The sequence below is a fragment of the Microbulbifer sp. VAAF005 genome, assembly GCF_030012985.1.
In the GTDB taxonomy this organism is placed as follows: domain Bacteria; phylum Pseudomonadota; class Gammaproteobacteria; order Pseudomonadales; family Cellvibrionaceae; genus Microbulbifer.
Window position 1 is genome coordinate 4,541,039 of the sequence record NZ_CP120233.1, and the last position, 21,111, is coordinate 4,562,149.

General features: G+C 43.1%; 20 protein-coding genes. 16 read left to right on the plus strand and 4 right to left on the minus strand.

From position 1 onward, the window contains the following. The first annotated feature begins 16 nt into the window (after window positions 1–16). From P0078_RS20385 to P0078_RS20400, 4 genes are all read left to right on the plus strand, one after another. Window positions 17–841, plus strand: a complete 825-nt coding sequence (locus P0078_RS20385) for a right-handed parallel beta-helix repeat-containing protein (protein WP_282931727.1) — start codon at window positions 17–19, stop codon at window positions 839–841. 407 nt (window positions 842–1,248) lie between these two features. Continuing rightward, window positions 1,249–1,905, plus strand: a complete 657-nt coding sequence (locus P0078_RS20390; protein WP_282931728.1) for a glutathione S-transferase family protein — start codon at window positions 1,249–1,251, stop codon at window positions 1,903–1,905. Window positions 1,906–2,232: 327 nt separating this feature from the next. After that, window positions 2,233–2,724 carry a hypothetical protein gene (locus tag P0078_RS20395; protein ID WP_282931729.1) on the plus strand — a complete coding sequence of 164 codons (492 nt, stop codon included), beginning with the start codon at window positions 2,233–2,235 and terminating at the stop codon, window positions 2,722–2,724. 14 nt (window positions 2,725–2,738) lie between these two features. Continuing rightward, window positions 2,739–3,083, plus strand: coding sequence for a YnfA family protein (locus P0078_RS20400; protein ID WP_282934650.1), 345 nt, complete (start codon window positions 2,739–2,741; stop codon window positions 3,081–3,083). 5 nt (window positions 3,084–3,088) lie between these two features. Here P0078_RS20400 and P0078_RS20405 read toward each other — a convergent pair whose 3' ends face one another. After that, window positions 3,089–4,231 (minus strand): alpha/beta hydrolase, encoded by a 1,143-nt coding sequence (locus tag P0078_RS20405; protein ID WP_282931730.1) that lies wholly within the window; start codon window positions 4,229–4,231, stop codon window positions 3,089–3,091. Between the two features lie 454 nt (window positions 4,232–4,685). Here P0078_RS20405 and P0078_RS20410 point away from each other — a divergent pair, with 454 nt between their 5' ends. Next, entirely contained in the window at window positions 4,686–5,507 is an 822-nt protein-coding gene (locus P0078_RS20410) for a right-handed parallel beta-helix repeat-containing protein (RefSeq protein WP_282931731.1), read from the plus strand. A 231-nt stretch (window positions 5,508–5,738) separates the two neighbouring features. Beyond that, window positions 5,739–6,572 carry a NosD domain-containing protein gene (locus P0078_RS20415; protein ID WP_282934651.1) on the plus strand — a complete coding sequence of 278 codons (834 nt, stop codon included), beginning with the start codon at window positions 5,739–5,741 and terminating at the stop codon, window positions 6,570–6,572. Window positions 6,573–6,644: 72 nt separating this feature from the next. On the opposite strand, the gene P0078_RS20420 is transcribed toward P0078_RS20415, so the two are convergent. Both P0078_RS20420 and P0078_RS20425 read right to left on the minus strand, forming a co-directional pair. Next, complete coding sequence (locus P0078_RS20420; RefSeq protein ID WP_282934652.1) at window positions 6,645–7,160, minus strand: right-handed parallel beta-helix repeat-containing protein; 516 nt, start codon at window positions 7,158–7,160, stop codon at window positions 6,645–6,647. After that, window positions 7,106–7,450 carry a hypothetical protein gene (locus P0078_RS20425; protein ID WP_282931732.1) on the minus strand — a complete coding sequence of 115 codons (345 nt, stop codon included), beginning with the start codon at window positions 7,448–7,450 and terminating at the stop codon, window positions 7,106–7,108. Before P0078_RS20425 ends, P0078_RS20420 begins: the two co-directional genes overlap by 55 nt. 900 nt (window positions 7,451–8,350) lie before the next feature. Here P0078_RS20425 and P0078_RS20430 point away from each other — a divergent pair. Continuing rightward, window positions 8,351–9,235, plus strand: a complete 885-nt coding sequence (locus P0078_RS20430; RefSeq protein WP_282931733.1) for a hypothetical protein — start codon at window positions 8,351–8,353, stop codon at window positions 9,233–9,235. Between the two features lie 89 nt (window positions 9,236–9,324). Here the strand turns inward: P0078_RS20430 and P0078_RS20435 are convergent, their stop codons facing one another. Then, window positions 9,325–11,388: a TonB-dependent receptor gene (locus tag P0078_RS20435; RefSeq protein WP_282931734.1), complete on the minus strand. Its 2,064-nt coding sequence runs from the start codon at window positions 11,386–11,388 to the stop codon at window positions 9,325–9,327. A gap of 406 nt (window positions 11,389–11,794) precedes the next feature. Here P0078_RS20435 and P0078_RS20440 point away from each other — a divergent pair, with 406 nt between their 5' ends. The 9 genes from P0078_RS20440 (at window position 11,795) to P0078_RS20480 (ending at window position 21,110) form a co-directional block, all read left to right on the plus strand. Then, window positions 11,795–12,199 (plus strand): hypothetical protein, encoded by a 405-nt coding sequence (locus tag P0078_RS20440; RefSeq protein WP_282931735.1) that lies wholly within the window; start codon window positions 11,795–11,797, stop codon window positions 12,197–12,199. A gap of 4 nt (window positions 12,200–12,203) precedes the next feature. Next, window positions 12,204–13,838: a PepSY-associated TM helix domain-containing protein gene (locus tag P0078_RS20445; RefSeq protein ID WP_282931736.1), complete on the plus strand. Its 1,635-nt coding sequence runs from the start codon at window positions 12,204–12,206 to the stop codon at window positions 13,836–13,838. A 483-nt stretch (window positions 13,839–14,321) separates the two neighbouring features. Continuing rightward, entirely contained in the window at window positions 14,322–15,410 is a 1,089-nt protein-coding gene (locus tag P0078_RS20450) for a hypothetical protein (RefSeq protein ID WP_282931737.1), read from the plus strand. Window positions 15,411–15,520: 110 nt separating this feature from the next. Next, window positions 15,521–16,546 (plus strand): hypothetical protein, encoded by a 1,026-nt coding sequence (locus P0078_RS20455; RefSeq protein ID WP_282931738.1) that lies wholly within the window; start codon window positions 15,521–15,523, stop codon window positions 16,544–16,546. Between the two features lie 105 nt (window positions 16,547–16,651). Beyond that, window positions 16,652–17,743: a hypothetical protein gene (locus P0078_RS20460; RefSeq protein ID WP_282931739.1), complete on the plus strand. Its 1,092-nt coding sequence runs from the start codon at window positions 16,652–16,654 to the stop codon at window positions 17,741–17,743. A gap of 103 nt (window positions 17,744–17,846) precedes the next feature. Continuing rightward, window positions 17,847–18,944 carry a hypothetical protein gene (locus tag P0078_RS20465; protein WP_282931740.1) on the plus strand — a complete coding sequence of 366 codons (1,098 nt, stop codon included), beginning with the start codon at window positions 17,847–17,849 and terminating at the stop codon, window positions 18,942–18,944. 33 nt (window positions 18,945–18,977) lie between these two features. Continuing rightward, window positions 18,978–19,298, plus strand: a complete 321-nt coding sequence (locus tag P0078_RS20470) for a hypothetical protein (RefSeq protein ID WP_282931741.1) — start codon at window positions 18,978–18,980, stop codon at window positions 19,296–19,298. Next, window positions 19,295–20,002, plus strand: a complete 708-nt coding sequence (locus P0078_RS20475) for a hypothetical protein (RefSeq protein WP_282931742.1) — start codon at window positions 19,295–19,297, stop codon at window positions 20,000–20,002. The genes P0078_RS20470 and P0078_RS20475 overlap by 4 nt, the downstream gene beginning before the upstream one ends. A gap of 292 nt (window positions 20,003–20,294) precedes the next feature. After that, on the plus strand, window positions 20,295–21,110 hold the full coding sequence (locus P0078_RS20480; protein WP_282931743.1) for a hypothetical protein: 816 nt from the start codon (window positions 20,295–20,297) through the stop codon (window positions 21,108–21,110). Window position 21,111 lies beyond the last annotated feature (1 nt).

The following is a 21,111-nucleotide window of genomic DNA, read 5'->3' on the forward strand; positions in this document are numbered from 1 at the left end:
TTGATAGAGGTTTTACATGGATATTAAACAGTCAGTTATTAAGTCATTAATATTAGGCGTAATGGGGCTATTTACAGCGTCATACTCTTTTGTAGCTTCAGCTCAGGTATCCTGTGGTGATGTTATTACAACCGCCGAAGTGCTTACACAGGATTTATCCTGTGACCTTACTGCTGCTGAGCCAGATGCCCTTACGATAGTTGGTCCTGAAGGTAGTTTGAGTATGGGAGATTTTTCTGTGACCTGTGATACAGGTGCGGGATTTGGCGGTGCTGGAATACGTATCCTGGGTCAAGGTGCGGTGTTGACTGGCGGCACCATTAATGAATGTTTTGACAATATTTTTATAGGCGGTGTGGGTTATCACACGGTGGTCGGAACTGAGCTAGTTGGTAGTGTTGACGATGGTATTGATATTGACAGTATCTTTAACAATATTAGTGGATGCATAATCACTGATAGTGGTCGGGTAGGTGTTGATATGGATGATGATTTTAATACTCTCTCTTCTTGTGTTGTATCGCTCAGTGTCTCTGATGGAATTCAGGTAGATGATAGCTTTTCAAATGTGTTCAATAATATATCTACATCCAATGGTGGAGCAGGAATTCTAATCGAGGGCTCATCCAGTAATATAATCTCCCAAAATTTAATAGCAAGTAATGATGGTGGAGGTATCGTTTTGGAATTCACGAGTTCGACTAATAATGTCATAACTGGAAATTTCTCTGAACTTAATCTTTCCTTTGATTTATATGATACGGTTGACCCCGATTGTAGTGGCACCAACACTTGGTACGCTAATGTTGCCATTACTAAAAGTCCAAGCTGCCTGGATTGAATTTTTTGGCGATTTTCGAAACTTACTAAAAAGGGAGAAGGAAAGAATACACTGCGCTCGGGACCCTATGAGGCATGGATGCCGATTAGGAGCTTACAGGGATGTATTCACTGCGTGTCTCGAGTGCGGTGTATTCTTTCCTTCCACCCCAGTAGTAAGTTGTGTCTCTTAGGCGATTCAATTGAATAGTGAGAGCTAACCTAAACTTGAGCCGCCTTTTGGTTTCTTTAAGTTTGTGAGGCGATTCAAAAAAAATAGCTGTTTGTGATGAGGCATTGATGGCTATGAACCGTAGTGTTGTTAATGCACAATAAATTTGATGCTATATTCTAATTGTTTGGCGGTTAAGCGGTATAATTGAAGCTCCCAATTGATCAATATAATTCAACTATAACAATGGATTAATTATGTCTCGTGTTCTGTACTCGGGTACTAAAAATGCATCCACTTGGGCCTTTAGGGCTTGGTTGGCATTGCGTGAACAGGAAGTTCAATTTGAGGAAGTGGTTGTAGATATTCGCCGGCCACAGCGATTCCAGAACTTACAGCGTATCGGTGAGCTATCCCCTGCGAGATCAGTACCGGTACTGGAAGAGGGGGATATGATTATTTTTGATTCCTTGGCCATTATGGAATATGCCAATGATATTGGCTTTGGTGAGCTGTTACCTCAAGATCCATTGATGCGGGCCCGAGCCCGGGCCATGCTTAGCTGGCAACATTCTGGGTTGTCCGGGTTGTGTCCACGTCTGTCCTTTGAAAGTGCATTTTATCCAGATAAACGTCTAATGACCCCTGAAGAAGAGATGGATGCGGAGCGCTTATTTGCCGCCTGGGAGGGAGAGCTTGAGCAAAATGGTGGCCCTTACTTGATGGGTGCTTTGTCCCTGGCAGATTTAGCCTTTGTGCCAACAGTGATAAGAATTTTCTCCCACGCCCCAGATTTGCAGCCCTGGCCGCTTACCAAACAGTGGATAGACCGGTTGCTGGGGCGTGACAGCGTAAAAGAGTGGATGTCAGAGGCTGCTGAACTGCCACCGGTAGTACTATCGGATTATCGGTAGGGACTAACTTCCGCAGAGATCAGGATTTTTTAGTGACTAAACCCGTTAGGTGAAGCTGAACCAGCTTCACCTTTTTTACTATTAGTGGCGTAAATTAATCGGAAAAAGAAGCAGGGTACGTATTTTTTATCGTAAGAAAGTTTCAAGCGCAATCACTGGCTAATAGTGATGCCAATGAGGTCTAAACTGTGCTGGGTTAACCAGTGCGCCAGTTGATGTTTGAGGCGATCAATTTATCAAATATTAAGGATAATATTTAGATCAATGAAAAGATTAGCCTTTAGTCTATGTTTCTTGTTGAGTAGTGGGGTACAGGCATCGTGCCACTTGGAAGAATATGAACGCTTTATCAATACTCAAAGCCTGGTAATGCTTGAAGCATCTGTAAAACTATTCGAGGAGGATAAGGAGAAGTTTAAAATTATTAAACCGTTTGTAAAATTGGAAGTGCGCAATAACAAGCTTAAGGTTTATGTGGCGAAGAAATTGAGTGAGAAGGAATCCACCGTTCTTAACTTTGAAGGCCCTATTGCGAATTACGTTCCCAGCGTATCGGTGCAAATTATGCCGGATGGCTCCATACGGGATAAAGTTGATTTGGCAATGTCTGATGATGTTTTTTATCGCACAGAGAAAACTGCCATGGCGCCACTGCAAAGTTTATATATGTTTCACGAGGGAATGAATGCAGCGGAAAAGAGAAAATTTACACGAGCAAGAAATTCCCTGAGTAAGCATATGGAGACCATTGAACAATTCTCATATATGAAAAGAGCCTTCACGATGCGTCTTGAAAATGTTTGCCCGGTAAATGGTTGAGTGTAAAATTATTTATGCTGCTATTTGAAATAAAAACGATAGCTTTGTTTCTGGCTACGGCGCTTGCAGAGATAATTGGATGCTATACAGTTTATTTGTGGTTAAAGCAGGATAAAAGTATTTGGCTGCTAGTGCCAGGAGGTATTAGCCTGGCAATATTTGCTTGGCTGCTGACATTGCATCCGGCCCCTGCGGGTCGGGTGTATGCGGCTTATGGGGGGATTTATATTTTGAGCTCAATAATGTGGTTATGGTTGGTTAATGGCGTTAAGCCCACCATTTGGGATGTGAGTGGTGCCGCTGTAGCAATGCTGGGTATGGCTATTATTATGTTTTCACCTAGGCAGATGGTTAGTTAGCTTAATTACATACACCTTACTGTTATCCAATATGAATAACGGTTGATTACTATATTTCCTGTTGGCACAAAACCTATGAGATGTAGATCTCCCTGAAGCTCAAAGAGCTTATGGGCCTGTGCAAACACCCCTTTTTTATCGAGCCAATTAATAATTGCTCTATGCTCAATCTCTCCTATAGTAGCCATGCTTGGGTGATTTCTATTGGGGCTTTCTATTAGTTCAATGTTTGATTGATCTAAAGCCATATAATTACTATATGGAGCTATTCGATCTGTAGATGAGGAGATTAATAATACCGGAATCTTGGAGGCATTGAGTAGAGGGAGAATATTGGTTTCGCTGGGTTCTATATCGGATCTCTCTAAAGCTAGGTTTGCTCCCCGGCGAATATCTTTGTCAGGAATGATCCGGCTAAGTATAGGATGATTTAGTCTTGCGTAATTATAAAAAGCTTGATCAAAAGGTAGCATTGGGGCTAGCAATATTATACCGGTTATATCAGATCTTAGGGTGGAAATATATAGTGCAGTTAGCGCACCCATGGAGTTGCCCAGTAAATATAAGTTTTTATCTTCGATTTCTCCTTTTTTAATCAAGTTGTTGATTAGCTGGTTAATGATCTTGCTATCGCCAACACCATATTTTTTAATGTTGTTTGATTCGCCGTGGCCAAGAAGATCCGGAATTATAACTTTGAATCCAAGAAAGCGAAAATATAATGCTGAATGCAGCATAAATTCTTTAGAGGCGCGAAATCCATGAAACAAAATTATCGTTCCTTTATATCTATTTTTTAGTTGCTCTCTACTGATATTGAGGTTAACAGTGCTTTTCTGGTCGTGTGCGTCGAATGTAACGGAATAGCTAAGTCTGTTTTTGGGTAGTGGTGATGCGTAATAATAGCTGACACAGTTTTCTCTATTTTTTGTGCAAAACTGATCCTTTTTAAAACCTAAATCGCTTACTTCCTCTGGCGTTATTGTTTCTGTAAATGGGAAGCTTTTAGATCTTTCTATAAGTGTGGCGATTCTCTTGGAGCAAGCTGGCATGGTTAAACAGGTGGCAATAATGATAATTGCTATATTAAATTTACTAGTGTTTCTTGCTGGCAAATAATGTCCCATGGCTGTCTCATTCAGGGGCATATTGCCTCTAAAAGATTAGATTTTAAGGGAATCGGTGCCAATAACTCCCAGCAATAAATTGTGCTTCGATATTTCCGGTGCCGCATATCTTGTGTTGTTTTTCATTAAATCAATAAGCTAGCGACAAGGATAATATATTGGGGGTTCAGGTTTTTCTCTTTGCAAAAGCGTTTGTTATTGAGGTGTTTCGAGCGAAAGACCACAGAAGCGGTTGGGGGAGATGTATTAACCAGGTGGCGACGCTTACTCTATTATTTAGCCCTCTCCTTCTTCCTCCTTTCTTTAGTGAAACCAATAAATCCGTAGCTGTACTGGCGCATATTAAAAGGAAAACCAAACTAAATTCCTATTTTATTAGGAACAATTTCTCATGGCTCTTTCTTGGCGCTGGATCAAAATCTCCTAGGCATACCCGGAACTATTAATAACGAATACAGCGCTAAGGATAAATTTGATGAAACTCCGTCGTTCAAATCTCTATAAAATCGCCATTGTCTCAATGATAGGGATATCCAACATCACCATTTCCAAGCCAGCGATTGCCGATGATGTTGAATGTGGGGATACGATAACCACATCTGTTACTCTGAACCAGGACCTCACTTGTGATGTCAGTCCCGCTTTAACAGTAATAGGCCCAGATGGACGCCTGGATATGACAGGATATGAGGTTAAGTGTGATGGTGGCGAAGTTGGAGTGCTGTTAGAGGGGCGTGCTGCGCTACTTCGAGGAGGGCAGGTTGCAGATTGTGAGGTTGGTGTTTTAGCGAATGGAAATGGATTTCATAATATTCAAGCGGTATCGTCTACGGCTAATGCCAGTGCTGGATTTCAATTGGTTAGCAATAGCAACTATATGACCGCCTGTACCGCTCAAGCAAATACTGGCGTTGGACTAATTGTCACTGGAGAGAGAAACAACGTCTTCCAGAATATCTTTGAAGAAAATACCTTGAGTGGTATTCAGATAGATGGTGATCGGTCATATATAACAGAGAATTTCTGTTTTGAGAATATTGGCTCAGGCATAGAGATTAATGATTCCAGTAATAGCTGGATCGTTGAAAATGCATCGGAAAATAATGGCACTTCAGGTGCGGGAACGGCAGGAATCTTAATGAATGACTTTGATCAGCAATATAACTTGATCATTTTAAATGTGGGGATTCTCAATGAAGATTTCGATGCGCAAGATTTAAACAGTGATCCTTGCAACAGTACTAATTTATGGAGAAATAATACCTTTGATACTGCAGACCCTAGTTGTTTGGATTGAAATACTCTTGTTGTATGGATGATTTACCTATAGTAACTAGTATGATGGTGCTGTCTGTTTTTTGCTCTAAGTTAACTGGTTGAGTCCCGATATATCCTGTGCTTTGCATAAACTAATTTACTAATTTTTGCAGAAAAATTTCTCATGGCCGTTATTGTTTTTTAGATCAAAATCAGCATGATGAATATCTTTGGAATCTGAGGTCTATTTGGGAGGTTTCTTGTGAGTGATATGTCTAGAAATGTGGTGAGTAAGTCGTTAATAACTTCTCTAGCCGTTTCTTTTTTAGCAATGCCTTTGATTTTACAGGCAAATGGTGCCGTTGAGTGCGGTGATACCATTACAAGTCGAGTAGTACTGGATCAAGACTTGCTTTGTGATGTTACCCCGGCTTTGACTGTCACTGGTCCAACCGGATATCTGGATTTGAATGGCTACACGCTGAGTTGCGATGGGGCCACAGTGGGAATTTTAGTTAATGGCATGTCAGCTATAGTATCGGGCGGGGTATTTAAAGATGGGTTTGTTTCAAATTGTAATACGGGAATTTCGGTTGAAGGTAGTGGTATTCATAATTTGTTGGGCTTAAATACGTCTGGTAACAGCTCATCAGGTATTGAGTTTGTAAGTAGTAACAATACGCTGATTCAATCAAATATATCTGATAACACTGGCACGGGTATTATTATCGCGGGGGGTAGTAATAACCTATTCTCGAATGATATTAGCCGAAATGAAATAACAGGCATACAGGTTGATGGCAGTAGTTCAATAATATCATCAAATACGGTATCAGATAATGTTTTAACCGGTATACAGATTAATAATGCTGGCAGTTGCCTTATTAGTCAGAATACAGTTGAGAATAATGGCACTGAAGGATCGAACACTGCAGGTATTTTAATGGAGTTGTTCGGTCAGACTGGAAATTCTATTGTTGGAAATACTGTTTCCGGTAATGAAGATTTTGATTTGCAAGATGATAACTCTGAACCTTGTGAGAATAGCTGGATAGGAAACACTCCTGATGCTACTACCTCTGGAGAGTGTGTAACATCAAACTAGTATTTCTTGAGGTTGGTTAATAGGCCTGTAGGTGATTCGCTATCTACTACAGGCCTATTAGGGATAGTCGTACTACTCAATGCAGGCTTCATTTGCTGAATCGAAAGTATTTCCCAGCCAGATTGCTCCGGCACAGTTACCATTTAGATCTATCAGGTCGATAGAGCCGTTATTTAAAGCGGTATTCCCGATCATTTGATTACCCGTTTGTCCTAGCCCGCTTACGAACATGCCAAAGGACGAGTTAGAGTTAAATGTATTTTGAATAAATGAGCTGTCGTCAGAGCCTTGAATAACAATGCCGCTTGGCTCATTAGAGCTTACTTGGCTGTCGGATATCAGTATTCTATCAGCGAATGTTATTATTCCATCTAGTGAGTTTTCCTCAACTGTAACTTGGTTTAGAGTATTGTCACTCCCAAATATTATTATGCCTGTACCGTTGTTATCACTGGAATTGACGTTTGTTAGAATATTATGGGTACTTTGAATAATTACTCCGGCCATAGAGGCATCAGTTGCATTAATGCCGCTTACAAAGTGAAATCCATCCCCCTGAAAACGAAGTGAAACACCGCAATTACTGATGCTGCTGGTTGAATTCTCTCCCCGGTTAGATTTGCAAACATACCATCGAGAAAGATTCCTGTTCCTACGCCGATACAGCTAATATTGTGATTGTTTAAATTGAGACTGCCATTTGGACCAATGATTGTAATAGCGGGGTCAGCAGCGCAATTTGTAATGTCGTTATCTAATACCTCTGCGGTTGTAATACTGTCACCACAACTTACGGCTAAAGTAATGCTCGATACACCTATTAAACAACAACCTGCCACTGCAATTATTGATGGCTTAATATTTGATATCCCCTTCATTGATATGTTCCTGTTGTGTTTGTCTGATATTTGAAGCGGTTGATATAGCTTAAATATCTCGAAGTCTGGCCTTTGTTTGGTTGATGGCAATAAGAATTTTTTCTCATATTGTTGGTAATCATTTCCTGGTTACTAATTGTGTGGTCGGGATAGGTTGTGGAGAGATTGGGTCTACATTATTTGATGTCTTTATGGGTGGATTTAATCCTTGGTTTTCGGTTTAAATATGCGTAATTTCCCCGCGATTATTTTTAGGGAGCCTCTTAATAACTCCGTAATGCCTCTGCGGGTCTTGAAGGCTGCAGATGTTAGGCGCAGCTCGCCGCGAATGGCCGTAGCCCTTTGCAAGAGCTGCAACGCAGCAGGTGCGGCCTTCAAGGCCCGCCCTTCGGGGCTTGCAAAGCGATTCACACTCCGCGTTGCGACTTCTTGAAAGGTCTAGACATTCCTGCGAAGCCGCGCCTTGATTGTGAACCGCTCTGCAAGCCAGAGGTATCACGAAGTTATTCAGAGGCTCCTTAGGTGGTTTTGTCGTATATATGTGTAGTGTTGGCGTTAAAAATAATGGATTGGGCCGCGGTATGGCTCTTTTCCTAAAGAAGGGGGAACTTTCTTCCTATTTTTTCAGCACTATTCTCCTATTGCTGAAAGTGCCATCGAGGATAAGACTCAACACAGCATCAAGCATGAGTTCCTGAAGGAAACTGGGGATTGAGTTCTTGAGAAGCGAGAGTTTATAAGCATAAATGCTGAAGTTCTGGTGTTTGTTTTAGCAAAATTAAGCGCAGCTGATCGTAAATTACTTTCTCTTAATGTTGTTGCGTAGGTGCTAATTAAATTTGTTTTGATGCGGTATAAGAATCTTAATTTAGCGACATTTCATATTCTAAGGAGATAAATATGAAAAGGTGTGCCCCGTTGGCGGCTGCGGTCCTACTTGCTATTGCAAGTCAGGGTGTTTTTGCCTCTGACAATGTTGCGGTCCAGAATCAAAGCGGAATAGGTAATACCGCGACAGCGGATCAAAGTGATCCAACTGTGACTTCTAACTTTATTAGCCAAACCCAAACTGGCGACAATAATACGGTATTTGCGGCCCAGGTAAATAGTAATACCACAAGCACGGTAAATCAGATACAAACCGGGACCTCAAATACTTCCACTGTTAGCCAGAATTCATCTGATACGGTGACTGCTGTTGTTACCCAGAATGGGATAACTAATACAGGCGTAATTAATCAGGTGTTGTCTACTACCAGCGTGGCAACTATTAACCAGTTTAACCTGACCAACTTTGGTACAGTTACACAGTCGAATAGCACTACTGATAATGCGGTTATCAATCAAGTGGGTGATTTAAATACGGGTACTGTTGTGCAAACCAATAGTATGACCAGTTCGGCGGTAACTGCTCAACAAGGGAACTCGAATGTGGCTACTGTGTCGCAATTTGTTTCTGACACAAATACTTCCACATTAAGTCAGCTGGGAAATAGCAATAACGCTACTGTGACGCAAACAGATAATAATAATACCAGTGCCATAAGTCAGCAGAGTGACTCCAATACGATTCTCCACTCTCAATCTGGTAGCTTTAATTTGGCAAGCACGACTCAAATTGGTTTGACCAATATGGGGTCAACTATCCAAAGCGGAATGTTTGGTGTTGCCACTTCATTGCAGCAGGGTAATTTGAACATGTTTACCGTTAGCCAAGCAAATGACTTTCAAAATGCCAATGTTACCCAGATTGGGAACAGTAATATGGTAATTATTGTGCAGTAGGGGGAGAGGAGAAGGGTATTTGAGTGCTGGTCGCTGTGCGAAGTAATCTCGCTCAGCGACCGGGCTTTTAGCTATCGATAAATAGCTTATTAGAAGCGGTAAGTAGCAGATACGCCGACGTTGCGAGGCTCAACAATTGCTACGTAGCCATCGGGGTAGCGATCCCCAACTGGCTCAAGAGTCAAGTAACCCTCTTCGTCAAATACGTTGTTGATATAAGCAGAGATGCTCCAGTCCTGGCCTTCATAGTTAGCATTCAGGCGTGTCAAAACGTAATCGCCAGCAACTCTCTCTTCGGTATTGGTAAAGTCACCGTAGTATTCACCCACATAATTTGCAGAGATACCGACGTTGAGCGCATCGGTAACCCAGAACTTTGTGCCCAGATTTGCAGTAATGTTGGGCGCAGAGTTGAGCTCATTGCCATCGGCATCAGAGTAGTCAGTACCGGCATCAGTAATTTCAGTTTCCAGCAAGCCAAGCCCGGCACGCAATTCCCATGATGGAGTCAGCATGGCGACTGCTTCAAGTTCCATACCGTAAGTCTCAACTTCGTCCATATTGACGATAACACGGGAAGAACTCAGGGCCTGGTAGCCGGAGTAGTCGTTAAAGAACAGGTTACCACTCAGGTTGATGGTGCCGTTAGCCAGGGAGCTACGTACTGCCAGCTCGTAGGTGTTAACGGTTTCTTCATCGTAGTAGTAATAGTCTTCTGCAGCGAAGTTAAGGGCGCCACCTCCGGCGTTGTAGCCTTTGCGGGCACTGGCAGAAACAACTGTGTCCTCAGTCAGATCGTATTGCAGGGCGAGTTTAGGCAGGGTGGTGGTTTTGTCGGTTTCGTCTGGGTCCAGCCCCGCGATCAAGTAGCCATTATTGAAATTGAAGTCACGACTTTGCTCTTCATTCTCCACACGCAGGCCACTGATCAGGTTCAATCGGTCAGTCAGTGCGTAGGTTACTTCACCATAAATAGCGGTAGAGGAGCTCTCGTCATCGCCGAAATAAATGGTGCTGCCGCTGCTGTCAAACTCCTGCTCTCTCTCGAAGTGCGCAAATCCGATAAAGCCGTGCAGGGTGTCACTGGTGAGGCCAAAATTCAGCTTTGCGTCGATAGTGGTATTTTGCTCGTCCATGCGAACATACTGTTGGCTGCTGGCATCTTCTTCGTAGGAATCAAAGCCCCACTGGTAATCCATATAGGCTGCCAGGACCTCGATAGAAATATCATCGCTGATTTGGTAGTCCACTTTTGCGCTGGTGGTTATGGATTCGGTGTCCATGTCGCGATAGAAATAAGTTTCGTAGTCATCAACACCGGTCAGGGTGTAGTACATACGGCCGGTATTTCCGTCTTCACTGTTAGTGGACACAGTAAACAGTGTTTTCAATTTTTCAGTAGGGGTCCACAACAACTTGCCTTTTAGGCGCTGGGTTTCCAGGGTGTTCAGGTCGAAGTCAGCGGGGTTGCCCTCGTACTCTTGAGCATTGCTGATAGTGTCGCCAGTGAGCTGTTGGGCAGTGAGGCGGAATGCTAGGGTGTCTTCAACGATCGGACCGGAAATCATACCGGAAGTATCGATGTAACCGTCCTGATCGCGGTAGCCAACGCGAGCTGCACCTTCCCAGTCGAAGCTCGGGTCTTTGGTTTTGATATAGACGGAACCGGCAATGCTGTTACGGCCGTTGCTGGTGGACTGGGGGCCGCGAAAGACTTCAATTTGCTCCACATCCCAAATACCGGAGTCGCCAGTAAGGTCTGCGACAAAAGGCTCGGCAACACCATCAATAAGTGTAGAAACTCGGGTTTTTGCACCACCGGAGAAAGAGTTAAAGCCAGTGGCTGAACCGTTGCCGGACACACCGCGAATATCTGGGGTGGCACCAGAAAGTACTACTACGTTAGAGATATTGGATACCGCATCAGTGATGCTCAGGTGCTGCATGCTATTTAAGGTTTCTTCGGTAATTACGGATACAGAAGAAGTGGTTTCCTTGAGGGAACGCTCTGTTTTCTCACCAATAACAATGACGTTTTCCATTGCTTGCGGTGCATTGTCATCCTTTTTCTCATCTGCAGCTAATACGGCAGTACTTAGTGAGGCAACAATAGCAAGCGAAACGGCGTTGCTGAGAAGGTGGCGTTTAAACATGGCGTAATCCCTAGCAATATAAAGAAGTCAGAACGACAAAGAAGATCGGCACGGAATATAATGCTAATCATTCTTATTTGCAAATATAAGAATACCGAAATAAACTTCTAATATTCTTACTTTGAGCATCGGCTTGTGTTTCAACGATTGGTCAATGCTTAGTAACCAGTCTGCTACCCCTTTGGTAGTAGTACTTCTAATTCTTAAGTGAAAACTAGAAATGTATTCCTCAGTTTTAACAGGATTCGGACTACTTGGTTGTATTCTTGCGTCCTCTGTCTTTTATTTGGGGTGTCCCAACCAACAGTGGCGTGAGCAGAGGCCGATCCAGTTTTACCCCGCTCTCCTCACCTGTCTTGCGCTTCTCGTTATCTCATGGGTGCTTTTCCATCAAAGTTTTTCGGCAATGTCCGCGTCCTTTACACTTCTTAGCACAACTATGTTAGCTCTGGGGTTGCTGCCTTTTAGTGGTGTGCTGGATAAGCCGGGCAAAGTTCTGGCAAAGAAAAAGAAGCGTATTCAAAAAGGATTAGAAGGCTATAAGCCCCAGTGGTGGGTAAAAAGCCTTTGTGCAGTTTTCTTCGGATTGTCGATCGCGATTGCCATTTCCGGATTGATTGCCTTATGGGGCCCTGGAGATGTAGCGGTCGACGATAGAAGCCAATTTGTGATGTGGATAATTACCCCTATCTGGCTAACTTTGGTGAGTTTGGTGTATCTATTCATCAATGTAAGACGCATGTTGTCCCTCTACCTGGGGCTAAATTTGGTGCTGTTTACCCTGTTGTGGATCGCGAGATCCGGAGGCTGAGGCTATGCGTGTTGAACTGATCAAAACTTATAAGAGCGTGCATACCTGGACCGGTATTCTTGCAGGCCTGTTTCTATATATCGCTTTTGTCGCTGGTGCCCTGACTATGTTTAAAGGGCCGCTCAATCAATGGGCCCTACAACCTGAGACTACCCTGCCAAGTATTTCTGTCGAAAAGTATGACAGCCTTATTACAGAGGTTTTACAGGCGCATCCTGAGGCCGCAAAGCGAATGACAGTTCACCTGCCGCTAGCTGGATTGCAGGTGGCGCCGGTGAGCTGGGAAATAGAAGATGAAGTAACCCATGATCACACTCTCTGGTATGCCAGTTTCGATGGAAATGGGAAGCTGATCACTCAGAGCTTTACCGTTTCTGCGATTGGTGAATTTGTTGACCATTTACATCGCACCGGCGGTATTCCCGGTGGCGAAGGCCATGATGCTTTCGGTACCTATGTATTGGGTGTTGTGGCGGCACTGTATTTTATTGCGCTGGTTTCTGGCTTGATTATTTTCCTGCCAACCTGGTTTAAGGATTTATTGGTACTCCGAAAGGGTAAGAACCGCAAGCGCTACTGGCTGGATTTCCACAATGTGCTGGGGATTACTTCCTTACCGTTCCACCTGATCATCGCCTTTACCGCCTTTGTGTTTGCTTTCCATGACCCGCTTTATGATGCCCTGCGCGTGACGGCCTACGGCGACTCGCCCATGTTCACTCGGCCCGCCCCCCAAGAAGTTAAGAGCTTTTCCGAGCTAGTGCCGATTGCCGAGTTAGAAACTGCGATCCAGGAGTGGGAATCCAAATTCCAGATGGCGGAAATCCTTTATATAAATTTGGATACCCGCTCACCGCGTATGCGTGTAGGTGGAATCATGCATGGCGAGGTGGTGCGCGGTGCGGAGTATGCCTATGTACTAGGCAACCCTTATTTGAGCGAGATTCCTTATAGCAGCTTTATGCCGAGCAACTTTAATGGCTACAGTGGCACAGTAATGAGCATTTTCTCCCTGCACTTTGGCAGTTTTGGTGGAAATGCAGTGCGTTGGGTGTATTTCGTGCTCGGGATTATGGGGGCACTGATCTTTTTTACTGGCAATCTATTGTGGATTGAAAGCCGCCGTAAAAAACGCAGGGCGCAGGGAGCTCTGCCGGTACAAACAACCTCATCAATGGTAATGGCAAGGCTCACAGTGGGCGTTGGTCTGGGCACTATTTTGGGTATCGCCGCCAGTATGCTGGCGGTTAAGTGGTTGCCCCATGCGCAAGTGGATATTGAATTTTGGCAGAAAACCACTTATTACACAGGCTTTTTATTTGCGGTGGCTTGGGCATTTGTTCGTCGTCCCATGGCCGCTGCTCGGCAGCTCCTTGTTTTTTGTGCCGCTGCTATCTTCCTGATACCAATTAGCTCGCTTATCAAAGGCGAGTTGCTGGGAGCTGCCACTCAGGTCTGGGCAGTGGACTTTGTTGCGCTATTGCTAGGTGTATCACTTGCTTTACTTTCAGTTCATCTTTGCAAGAGGCAGGCAAAAATCGAACCGGACAGTGTCTGGTCTGAGCTGGTGGAGAGCCCCGTAACAGAAAGCAGTATTCCAACTCCTCTGCCTAATTCTCATCCACAGGCATCGAGTTAACAGGATTGGTTAAAGAAAGGGCTCTATTCAGGGCCCTTTTTATTGCACTCGCAAGTTTCATTTTAAGAGTTGGCAGAATGTACAAGTGCTGCCATAAATACAGGCATTTTTTCCTCCCTACATATACTCCAACCTGACAACTAAACTTTTTACCGCTATTTGATGAGGCGGAGGTTCCACCTGGAAAGGCACTTTCTTCCCAGTCGCTCACAACTAATCTCTCATAGAGAAAGTATCCTTTTTCATTAATACTGACTTCAGCATCGTTTTATTACTCAAGAAGTATCGCAATATTGTTGTTTGTATGCGAAGTAGTATGAGTTTGACTTATGAAGCCAGTCATTCAACTGTTACCGCCCGCCCCTAAGTGGCCTATGCTATGCGCCACGACCTCAATATTTGTTCTACTCAATGATGCTGCGTTCTTGAAAAAATCGTCGTAAAAGCTTTCGAGCTGGACCTGTCATCTTTAAGGAGTATTAGATGAGCATGTACAGACCTGTTGCAGCAACTGTTTTATTCTCAATGATTGGAACTGCCGCTCTTGCCGCAGACCACACCTATGATGTCCTTCAGATAGGATCGGGTAATACCGCTAACTCAGATCAAAGTGACAATTCTGCTGTTGGTGATACGGTTATCCAAGTTCAGGTGGGTGATGATAATGAGGTGAATGCAACCCAGAACCTATTTACTTCCTTCAGTTTGATTCAACAATCACAGGTGGGTGATAGTAATTATATTGAGGCAACCCAAGCCGGCTCAGTTTTTTCAAGCATTCTAGTAGAGCAAATTGGTGATAATAACTCAGCGACACCCGCGCAGGAGTTTGCCGAGTTAAGTACTATTTTGATAGTGCAGATTGGGGATAATCATGAAGCCTCATTTACTCAAACAAATACACTGAATGAGTTTATTGGTATTGTTCAGGTGGGAGATACTAACGTTCTGAATGTATCGCAGACTGGCTCAGCAGCAAACTCTATCTCTATGCATCAAGAAGGTAGTGCACAGAGTGCGGCAGTGACACAAACTGCAAGTGTAGGGAATAGTATTACCACTGAGCAATATGGAAGTTCCAATACGTTAAATATAAGTCATACTCTTGCCTTTGACTCTACTGCAATTGTTGCTCAGGATGGTACAGGCAATAGCGCAAATACTCTTCAACAATCTATCGGGCACTACAGTGAAATTCGCCAGGAAGGCGAAGGCATGGATGCCTGGCACTCTCAGACTGGTGTCTACAACGAGGCATACTCTCAGCAATTTGGCGAATCAAACAGTGTAGATATTACTCAAAGCGGAGAGTTTGGTGTTGTTTATACGGAACAGCATGGCAGCACCAATACTGCTGAAATAGATCAGGCAGGTGCCTTTAATAGTGTAGATATTATGCAATTAGGGGGATCAGGAAACTCTGTAATGGTCACTCAGCTGGCTAGCTTTAATGCCAGCTCCACTTCCCAGCTAGGAAACTCAAATCAGATCACTCTTACACAAGCCAACGCTAATAATAGTGTGTCTACTACTCAAGTAGGAGACGGTAATGTGGGTATGTTAACTCAGTAAATTATAGGTTCGAGTGCTGAAGTGATAAGGGGCATATCTGTCACATTCTTTGGCTCTGTAAAAAAATAGCGGCGGCAAGCCTAATTGCCTGCTGCTTTAAGGAGTTAGTGATGAATTCGTTCAAGCCTATTTCGGTGGGTATTTTAGCTGCGATGGTTAGCGCTTTTTCAGTGGCTGCTGATAACACTTATGAGCTTATCCAAATTGGTAATGGTAATACCGCGTCGGCGGATCAGAGTGAGATAACGGTAGTTGGCAGTACCGTCATTCAGGTACAAATTGGCAATTCTAATGATGCTCAGGTAACACAGGAAGGCTTGACTATATCTAGTACAGTTATCCAACGACAAGTTGGTATCGCCAACATGTCAAATGTACTGCAGGAAGGTGCGATATCTACGACCTCTACAGTTGCTCAATATGGAGAAAGTAATACTGGTAATTCCCAGCAGTTTGATACGGAGGGAGATATAAGTGATATTTTCCAGGTGGGTTCCAGTAATACCATGCTCGTTGAGCAAGACAGTAGTCTTAATAATTCCATAAGTATTGGCCAGTTAGGGGTAAATAACATGGGGTTTGGCTCTCAGAAGAATGCATCTGGTAATGTGGGAGTGATGGTTCAGGTGGGTGAGAATCTCAACTTTATTCTGAGTCAGAATGCTGGTGAGATGAATACTGCAATAGGCTTTCAGGCCGGTAACTTACACGGAATGTCTATTAACCAGAATTTGGCCTCGGCATCTAACTCTGTAGGGATTCAAGCAGGTGGGAATAATAATAGTGCGGAGTCGCGACAGGTAGGTTTAGGACATGATAGTTTTATCTTCCAAAATGGTACCAATCTTGGAGCCCTAACTGAACAAGAGGGGTTATTTAGTACCGCGTATACGGAACAGTTTGGTGGAATAAACACGGCCATAACGCTACAGACTGTTGGGTTTAACACTGCAGAAACACTCCAGTTTAGTGGTTTACTCAATGAATCTTTAATATTGCAATTTAGCGGATTTAATACAGCGGCTGCTGTCCAAACTGGAGCCAGCAATTCTACAAGACTTAGCCAAACAACAGGCGGAAATCTTGCAGGTTCTGCCCAGTATGGTGATAACAATACGGTATTGGGTCTTCAGTAGCGTATTGATTTTAAATTCATTAGGAGATCCAGCCTCCCTCATTATATGGGGAGGCTGTCTAAAACTCACAATATGAGACAATTTTTTCTCCCAAAGGGTTTAGTGATGACTAAATTTGAGCCTCTCTCGGTAGGTGTGTTACTTGTGCTAGCCAGTGTATCCTCTGTAGCTGCCGATAACACCTATAACCTCATTCAAGTGGGGTCAGGAAATACAGCAATGGGTGAGCAAAGCGATCCCAGTGTTACCAATAGCCTAATTAGCCAAACGCAAATAGGGAATAACAATGATACTACTGGAGAGCAGCAATCATTTACCGAATCTAGCGAAATAGTTGTAGTTCAGTTGGGTCAAGGTAATACCGCAGAAGTTGAGCAAAGCGCTTCTGTTTTAACCAGTATCACAGTTACACAGATTGGTTCGAATAATTTTTCAATTATTTCACAAGATGGGGTCTTACTATCTACCATTGATTCCGTACAGCTAGGAGACGGTAATGTCAACGGTCTTGTTCAAGATAGCACTTTAGGAAGTATTATAAATATCGTGAGCATTGGTGATGGTAATAATGCTAATGTGGCACAAAATTCCAGTGTGGATATTTCTGCCAGAGGAATAACTTTAGGTGATTCAAGTAGTATAACAATTACCCAGGAGTCTGGTCAGGTGAATTCGGCAAGTGGATTTCAGTTTGGGTCAATGAATACTCTATCACTTACTCAGAACGGTGGGGCTGGTAATGCTGAGGTTACAGTGCAAACGGGAAATGCACTAAATGCTCAGACATTTCAGATTTCTGCTAATGGTTCTCGTTCATTTATCTATCAAAATAATAATAATAATTCTTTTGAAAGTCGTCAGGAAAATGTGGGTAACGTTAGTATTGGATTCCAAAATGGAACCAGCTTAGAAGGAATTCAGAATCAGATTGGTAACTTTAGTAGGGGGTTTATCCAGCAATTTGGTGGGCTGAATTTTGCTGAGCTTGCTCAGGGTGGTGATTTTAGCACTTCAGAGATCTTGCAGTTTAGCGGGCTTCTCAATAATGCAGTTGTTGTGCAGCTGGATGCATTTAATACTGTCGGTGTGATACAGACCGGTGATACAAACTCTACCCGCCTCAGTCAGGCTACAGTGGGAAATTTTGCTACCTCTGCACAGTTTGGTGATAGTAATACTATTTTGGGACTTCAATAACTTTATTGATTTCAAGCAACTTAAGTAAATCTATCTCTTCCATTTCTTGCGGAAGTTGTCTGGATTCAGGGTTTTAAGCTGAGTTTGATCTTTTAAGGGAATTATGATGACTGTATTGAAACCTGTTTTAGTAGGAATTCTGGCTGTTGTGGCCAATACGGTTTCAGTGGCTGCTGAAAACACCTATAACCTGATACAGGTCGGATCGGGAAATATGGCAACGGGTGAGCAAGGTGATTTAACGGTTAGTAATAGCCAGATTAGCCAGATACAGATTGGTAATGACAATGAGGTGACAGGTGAGCAGCAGTTGTTTACCGAGTCTAGTGAGATTTATCAGTTACAGCTGGGTGCCAGTAACTCTACCGAATCTAACCAGAGCGCAGCTATATCGTCCACCATTACCATTATACAGATTGGGAACAACAATAGTGCCGAAAATATCGGTCAAACGGGTACTGCACAATCGAGTATTGCTATTACACAAGTTGGTACCAATAACGATGTTGGCTCGTCTCAAGCCGGCGTGGTAGCTGGAGATATTAGCGCAATTTTAATTGGTGACGGCAATAACTCAAGTTTAACACAGGATAGCAGTGTCAGTGACTCTATAAGAGTAACGATAATTGGCGATTCCAATAGAAGTGGAGTATCACAAAATATTGGTTTTGAGAATTCTGTAGTTAATTTTCAGTTTGGGTCTAGAAATGATTCGAATGTTGATCAGAATTTAGGGGTGGCCAATAGTGTTCTTGTTGTGCAGTCGGGTAATGAATTGCGTTCTTTTGTAGCTCAGAGTACAGCTGCGAGTTCGTCCTCACTTGTGAGTCAAAAAAATACCGCAAACTCTTATGCAGTTAGGCAAGAGAATATAGGTAATTTAAGTGTTGGAGTTCAGGACGGTATTGGTCTGGACGCCATGCAGGATCAAATAGGTAATTTTAGTGCTGGGTTAGTCCAGCAGTTTGGAGCTTTAAATTTTGCTGAATTGGCTCAAAGTGGAGATTTTAGTACATCAGAGATGCTGCAATTGAGTGGATTTCGTAACAATGCTTTTGTTTTGCAGCTGGAGGCATTCAATACTGCTATTGCAACACAGGCTGGGGATACGAACTCTACCCGTTTGAGTCAGGCTACAGTGGGGAATTTGGCTAATTCCTCCCAGTTTGGTGACAACAATACAGTTTTGGGGCTTCAGTAATCAATATTGTCAGATGAAAGGGAGTAACCGCTCATGAAGTACAGTTCTCTTGCGGCCTGTGTTCTGTTTTCGATTTCCAGTGCAGCAGGGATAGCTGCTGATAATACCTATCAGCTCATACAGATTGGTGAAGGTAATACGGCAGAAGCTGATCAGAGTGATCCTGGCGTGAATGGAAGTACTATCATTCAACTACAAGTTGGTGCCAATAATGAGGCTACGGCAACTCAGATTTTTTTGACAGAATCTAGCACTATTGTACAGAGGCAGATTGGTAGCAATCTATCTGCCTCTGCACAGCAGAGGGGGTCACAACTAACTCAACCTCTGTTCAGTATCAGTTTGGCACGATGAGCACGGTTAATTCATTTCAAGCTAATTCTGAAAATAACTCTGCTTTTGTCTTGCAGAGTGGAATAGGACTTGATGTATCCATCTTACAGGCCAATGCCGCTGATAATTCGGCTGTTGTTCGGCAGTTTGGTAATAATAGTAGTTCTGGAATTTTTCAGGTTAATAATAGCTTTGGAAATGTAGCGGTTCTTTTTCAAGCGGGTGACAATGGAGGATTTAACATATCACAAACTACCGCGAGTGACAGCTATGCTGCTGGCGTCCAGGTGGGAAATGCTGTTAGAGTGGAAATTGAGCAAAAGTTTGTCGTCGGCGCCAGTTCTTTTGTAATTCAGCGTGGTAATAATAACTTCGTAACAGTTACTCAAGAAATTCTGGGAAATGATAGTTATATCCTGCAAAGTGGTACTAGCCTTGAGGCGACTCATGATCAGGTGGGTGAATTCAATACTGCAATTACCGAACAGCGCGGCGGTATCAATGTTGCTGCGACAGGGCAAACGAGTCAGTTTAATTTTTCTGAAACCTTCCAGTTAAATGGCTTGCTTAATCAGTCCTTAATTAACCAGATTCAGGGGTTTAATACTGCAGCGGTTGTACAGGATGGTGATTCCAACCAAGTGGGGTTAACGCAGGGAACAGTGAGTAATATAGCTACTGCCACTCAATTTGGAAATAGTAATACTGTGCAAGGGTTTCAGTAAGTTGGCTTTTAGCGGCCAATTCTATATCAGGTTAGACAACGGACGCGCCGATAATTTCCCTAGAGTTATTTAGTGACGCATCACTTGATAGGATTGTTTGAATAACTCGGCTGGTTCGGGCTTTTCCATATGCACATTGAAAATAAAAAGGTTCTAGTAGGGTGGGAAGACTTTTAATGCGTCATTAAAAACGCATAAGTATAGATTTCGGAGCCATTTAAAGTTTTGCTTTAACTGTTGCTATACTTCTCCGTATATCAAAACTCTTTAGCAAAAATTTATTCTCGAGGAAATGATGAATCTGAAGGTATGTGCATCATTGGCATTATTAACAATCTTTATTTCAAAGCCAATTTTTTCCCTGGCAGATGTTCAGTGTGGAGATACGATAACGACAGCAGAAGTTCTCAGTCAGGACCTTTCCTGTGATCTTGAAACTCAGGTCACAATAGAAGGGCCTTCCGGAAGCCTGGACATGAACGGTTATGTACTTACTTGTGAAGATAGTGATAGCGCAGGGATCTCTCTTGAAGGTTTAGGAGCTGTATTAGTAGGAGGTACCATAGACACTTGTGGAATTTCTGTCTTTTTAGAAGGCGATGGATTTCATTCAGTTCAAGGTTTGATTTCTGATAGTCCAGGGGTGGGTTTTATAGTGGAGAGTGACAATAATTCTATTAATGGCTCAATGTTTCTTTCAGGTGGCCCTGGTAGCATTGGTTTTCAACTCAATGGGGATTTCAGTCATATTTCAGGGAACTCTCTAAGTGGTAATAGTGATGCCATAGCGGGGATTGTCATTGCGGGTAGTTTCAGTCAGGTTATTCAGAATACCATTGATGGATCTATTTTTGGAATTATTATAGAGCCTCCAACTGTTAATGGATTGGTGATACAGAATGTGATATCGAATTCTTCAGATATTGGCATCGTGATGGATTTTGATATAGTGGATCCGCCTTCAATGAACTACATTATTTCGGGAAATCAGGTGACTGGTAGTAATGGTGAAGCTGATTTGGTAGATGAGACTCCTGATGCTTGCCTCTCCAGTAATACTTGGTTTGGTAACATATTTGATACTGCTAGCCCAAGTTGCTTGGAATAAT